General features: G+C 61.8%; 5 protein-coding genes. 3 read left to right on the top strand and 2 right to left on the bottom strand.

Features of this window, described 5'->3' with window-relative positions; all coding sequences use genetic code 11:
• The first annotated feature begins 86 nt into the window (after positions 1–86).
• The gene (locus EN906_RS23245) at positions 87–527 is read left to right on the top strand and encodes a hypothetical protein (protein WP_127267000.1); all 441 of its coding nucleotides are present in this window, start codon (positions 87–89) and stop codon (positions 525–527) included.
• A 72-nt stretch (positions 528–599) separates the two neighbouring features.
• Here EN906_RS23245 and EN906_RS23240 read toward each other — a convergent pair whose 3' ends face one another.
• Positions 600–2,222 carry an ABC-F family ATP-binding cassette domain-containing protein gene (locus tag EN906_RS23240; protein ID WP_127267001.1) on the bottom strand — a complete coding sequence of 541 codons (1,623 nt, stop codon included), beginning with the start codon at positions 2,220–2,222 and terminating at the stop codon, positions 600–602.
• 412 nt (positions 2,223–2,634) lie between these two features.
• Here EN906_RS23240 and EN906_RS23235 point away from each other — a divergent pair, with 412 nt between their 5' ends.
• Positions 2,635–2,922, top strand: coding sequence for a hypothetical protein (locus tag EN906_RS23235; protein WP_127267002.1), 288 nt, complete (start codon positions 2,635–2,637; stop codon positions 2,920–2,922).
• Positions 2,923–3,228: 306 nt separating this feature from the next.
• Here the strand turns inward: EN906_RS23235 and EN906_RS23230 are convergent, their stop codons facing one another.
• Entirely contained in the window at positions 3,229–3,828 is a 600-nt protein-coding gene (locus EN906_RS23230; protein ID WP_127267003.1) for a YdeI/OmpD-associated family protein, read from the bottom strand.
• Positions 3,829–4,078: 250 nt separating this feature from the next.
• Between EN906_RS23230 and EN906_RS23225 the strand changes: the two genes are divergently transcribed.
• Complete coding sequence (locus EN906_RS23225; RefSeq protein WP_127267004.1) at positions 4,079–4,693, top strand: hypothetical protein; 615 nt, start codon at positions 4,079–4,081, stop codon at positions 4,691–4,693.
• The last annotated feature ends 114 nt before the right edge of the window (positions 4,694–4,807 follow it).

Below are 4,807 nucleotides of genomic sequence, written 5' to 3'. Positions count from 1 at the left end.
GAACCAAATCGCGGGCGAGATTGTTCAGTTGTAACTTTGATCCCACGCCGCGGCCGGCAAAGCGGCGACATTGAGGAGTTCTCACCATGAAGATTTCATCCGGATTTCGTTCCATCGCGGTTGCCGCCATCGCCACCGCGAGCATCGGCTTTGCCAGCGCCGCGCATGCCGACAGCGGCACGATCCGCTTCGCCGTCTACAAGGCGGCCTTCTTCGTCGGTGGCTCCGGCGGCAAGGGCACCTTCACCTTCCATGGCAAGAGCTACCCGATCTCGATCGGCGCCGTGTCCGGAGGCCTGGCTTTCGGCGTGTCCAAGACATATTTCCGCGGCACGGTTCGCCATATCCGCCGCGCCCGCGACGTGACCGGGGTCTACGGAGCAGCCGGCGGCGGCGGCACGATCGGCAAGGGAGCCCAGGTGATCATCATGACCAATGACAAGGGCGCCCAACTCGAACTCACGGGCAAGCAAGTCGGCCTGCAGGTCAACGCCGACCTCAGCGGCATGGCCATCTCGTTCGAGTAAGGCCGTCATTCCAGCCGGACCATATTCAAAGGGCGGTGCCGGCTTCGAGCCGACGCCGCCCTTATCATTTACCTAGCTCCTGAGCCCCGGCGCTTCCTGGCCGGTGCGCTCGACATATTCAGTATAGCCGCCGCCATAGGTGTGGATGCCTTCGGGCGTCAGTTCCAGCACGCGATTGGAAAGCGCTGCCAGAAAATGCCGGTCGTGCGAGACGAACAGCATGGTGCCCTCGTACTGCGACAGCGCGGTGATCAGCATCTCCTTGGTGGCGATGTCGAGATGGTTGGTCGGCTCGTCCAGCACCAAAAGGTTGGGCGGGTCGAACAGCATCAGCGCCATCACCAGCCGCGCCTTCTCGCCGCCTGACAGCACGCGGCATTTCTTCTCGATCTCGTCGCCGGAAAAACCGAAGCAGCCGGCAAGTGCCCTGAGCGGCGCCTGGCCGGCCTGCGGAAACGCGTCCTCCAGTGTCTGAAACACCGTGCGCTCGCCTTCCAGCACCTCCATGGCGTGCTGGGCGAAATAACCCATCTTGACACTTGGGCCGCGCGCGACCGTGCCGGTGTCGGGCTCGGAAGCGCCGGCGACCAGCTTCAGAAGCGTCGATTTGCCGGCGCCGTTGACGCCCATGATGCACCAGCGCTCGCGGCGGCGCACCTGGAAGTCGAGCCCCTCATAGATGGAGCGGCTGCCATAGCCCTTGTGGACGTTCTTCAGCGTCACGACATCTTCGCCGCAGCGCGGCGCCGGCAGGAAATCGAAGGAAACCGTCTGGCGGCGCTTCGGCGGCTCGACGCGGTCGATCTTGTCCAGCTTCTTCACCCGGCTCTGCACCTGCGCGGCATGCGAGGCGCGCGCCTTGAAGCGCTCGATGAAGGCGATCTCCTTGGCCAGCATTGCCTGCTGGCGCTCGAACTGTGCCTGCTGCTGCTTGTCGGCGATCGCCCGCTGCTGCTGGTAGAATTCGTAGTTTCCGGAATAGGCGGTCAGCGAACCGGCGTCGATCTCGACCACCTTGTTGACGATGCGGTTCATGAACTCGCGATCGTGCGAGGTCATCAGCAGCGCGCCGTCATAGTTTTTCAGGAAGGATTCCAGCCAGATCAGGCTCTCCAGGTCGAGATGGTTCGATGGCTCATCGAGCAGCATGGCGTCGGGCCGCATCAGCAGGATGCGGGCCAGCGCCACGCGCATCTTCCAGCCGCCGGACAGCTTTCCGACATCGCCGTCCATCATCTCCTGCGAAAAGCCGAGACCGTCCAGCACTTCCCGCGCACGGCCATCCAGCGCATAACCGTCGAGTTCCTCGAAGCGGTGCTGCGCCTCGCCATATTTTTCGATGATTTCGTCCATCTGGTCGGCCTGGTCGGGATCGGCCATGGCCGCCTCGAGGGCTGCCATTTCGGCCGCGACTTCGGACACCGGCCCGGCGCCGTTCATCACTTCGGCGACAGCGCTGTGGCCTTCCATGTCGCCGACATCCTGGCTGAAATAGCCGATGGTGACGCCGCGATCGACCTGCACCTGGCCTTCGTCGGGCTGCTCCTGCCCGGTGATCATGCGAAACAGCGTCGTCTTGCCGGCGCCGTTCGGCCCGACGAGGCCGACCTTCTCGCCCTTCTGCAGGGAGGCCGACGCTTCGATGAAGACAAGCTGACGGCCGTTCTGCTTGCTGATGCTTTCAAGTCTGATCATGCGGTGTCCGGGCTATATGCTTGCGTGAAAGGATTTGCCCGGCGCCTTACGCGAAGGATGGCCGCAAAGGAAGAGGCGCAAGCGCCGCATACAGCGGAACGCCCTTGCCTTCCCCCCTTGTGGGGGAAGGTGGATCGGCGCGTCAGCGCCTAGACGGATGAGGGGTGTTCCAGCGAATGAGACGTTGGTGTTCCCTGGAACACCCCTCATCCGACTCGCTTCGCGAGGCCACCTTCTCCCACAGGGGGAGAAGGGACAACCCCACCCAGACACACTCCAGAAACAAGATTCAACATCCGGGAAAAACTCGCGAAAACATCGCCTGTCATAACCACCCTCGCGGCGGTCAAGCAGGCTGCTGCACAACGCGAAGAAATGGTCCCGAAACATGCAACGACGCTCGACCGGATGGATGGGTGCCCTGACAGGCATTTCGCTCGCCATGCTGGCGGTCGCAGAGTCGGGGGCGGAAGCAGCGGTCACCCGGAGCGAATATTGCAGCCAGCTCGGCCTTCAACTCGACGGAGCCATCCAGACGAAAGCCGTCCCAGGCACGAGCGCAAGCCAGATCGCCGAGGCAACGGCACTCCAGGACAAGGCGAACCGGTTTTGTGCCGAGCGAAAGCAGGCCCAAGGCATCAGGACCTACGCCAACGCCTTGAAACTCCTTGGCGTGACACCGGTCGACCTGAACCAATAGTATCTGCCTTTGAACCATCAAGCACGCCAAGGCTGCTTGATCGCCCCTCCTTCCTGACTTCCTCCCGGGAAAAGGCCGCCGCTCGCAAAAGCGAGGGCGGCTTTTTTCTTGGCTACGCAATGCCGGAGGAAATGCGCGACAGACACCTGTCAAATCCGCATAAAAACAGATGCTTATAACAATTCGGCGATTCAGATACTGAAGCACTTCATGCGACGCTGAGTGCCGATCACAATCTGCCCAGGGATCGGGTGGCGGGCCGCATGCGCAACGCATGCCCCTCGCCGCAGAAAGAGCCTGAGCGGCTTACTTCCTGCCTTGCGGATGGATCGTCTCGCCGCGCTTCAGCATTGCTACAAACGTCTCGATCTTCTTCTTGCGCCCGGCCTCGGTCTTCATGTTGTGGGTGCGGAAGGCGAGTGCGAAGCGGTTTTGCGCACTGAGTTTTTCAAGCATCGCCTTCGCGGCGGGTTCGGCGTCTATGGCTGCTTGCAAATCATCGGGGATCTTCATCTGCTTGCCGCTGCCATAGGCGCGCGCCCAGCGCCCGTCCGCCTTGGCCGCCTCGACCTGTTTGAGCCCATGCTCGGTCATGCGGCCCTCCTCGACCAGCCGCGCGACATTGTCGATGTTGATCAGGCTCCAGATGCTCTTCCGGCTGCGCGGCGTGTAGCGCTGCAGGAAACTCTTGTCGTCCAGCCCCTTGCGCACCGCGTCGATCCAGCCGAAGCACAGCACCACGTCGATGGCTTCCTTCGGCGTGATCGACTTCAGTCCCGACCCCACCTTGTGAACCTTGATCCACACTTCGGTTTCCGTGGCGTGGTGCTTGCCGAGCCAGGCGTAGAAGCTGCCCGCATCCGGAAACTCGTGCACCTTGTCGGGATCGACCTTGACCGGCGCCATTAGCCGGCCTGTTTGTTCAGTGCCGCTCGCGCCACCATAGTTCCTGCTCCCACTGTCGTATTGCCTCCCGCGTTGTGCCCATCGTCATCGCCCGGCATGTGGCACAGATCGCTGTCAGTTTTCGTCAGTTGCGTCACCACAAGCTAAGGAAAGCATCCCGCGCGACTTCGTCGGGGAGAAGAGAGGGCGCGCGATATTCCACCGCCATGCTATAGAACCGCAAGGTGTCAGTCTGGGGGAATATGCCACCATGAAATCTCTGCTGCTCGCTTTTCTATCTTTGCTGTTGCCGAGCCTCGCCCTTGCGGAGCCGATCGAAACCCGGAAAATCGTCACGGCTGTGACTGGCGACTTCGACGGCGATGGCGCCGTCGATCTTGCCATGGTGGTCGAGACCGAGCCCGGCCAGCCGATGGACGTCCACTTCTTCCTCAGGGACAAGGAGCACAATTACCTCAAGCCTGTCGAGATCGTGCACGAGCAGGTCCACGGGGAATGGAACGGCTACGACCGGCCGGGCTACGAGAACTCCGACACCGAGCCGGAACTGACGATGCTGCCCAACGGTTCGATCAAATTCTACCTGCCAGCGATGCCGGTCGGCAGCGAACGGACCGACATGACGCTGACCATCGCCTGGCGCAACGGTGCCTTCATCGTCGCCGGCTTCGCCTATAACCATGATGACTATTTGAAGGAGAATGCCGAAAGCGCCTGCGAGTACAATGTGCTGACCGGCAAAGGCACCAGCAGCGAAAAGCAGCCGGACGGCAGCACCAAGCACAAGACCGTCTCGGTCGAAGGCCAGGCCATCGCTTTCAAGGACTGGAACCCGGGCGCTGCCTTCGCCGCTTGCGGCAACTGATCGCCCTGCATCATCGGCGTTTCCGATAGCGCTATCGGTTTCTTCCGTTTTCACTTGCCGTACCGAACTGCCAATTCCCTGCCCTTCTCCATCCAAGCAAAGGCAGTGCGAATG

Source organism: Mesorhizobium sp. M7A.F.Ca.CA.004.06.1.1 (assembly GCF_003999135.1).
GTDB lineage: Bacteria > Pseudomonadota > Alphaproteobacteria > Rhizobiales > Rhizobiaceae > Mesorhizobium.
This window is presented reverse-complemented; position numbering and strand designations above follow the sequence as displayed.

Coding starts and splice junctions, on each gene's coding strand:
- EN906_RS23245 (WP_127267000.1), top strand. CDS start 87: ATGAAGATTTCATCCGGATTTCGTTCCATCGCGGTTGCCGCCATCGCC.
- EN906_RS23240 (WP_127267001.1), bottom strand. CDS start 2,222: ATGATCAGACTTGAAAGCATCAGCAAGCAGAACGGCCGTCAGCTTGTC.
- EN906_RS23235 (WP_127267002.1), top strand. CDS start 2,635: ATGGGTGCCCTGACAGGCATTTCGCTCGCCATGCTGGCGGTCGCAGAG.
- EN906_RS23230 (WP_127267003.1), bottom strand. CDS start 3,828: ATGGCGCCGGTCAAGGTCGATCCCGACAAGGTGCACGAGTTTCCGGAT.
- EN906_RS23225 (WP_127267004.1), top strand. CDS start 4,079: ATGAAATCTCTGCTGCTCGCTTTTCTATCTTTGCTGTTGCCGAGCCTC.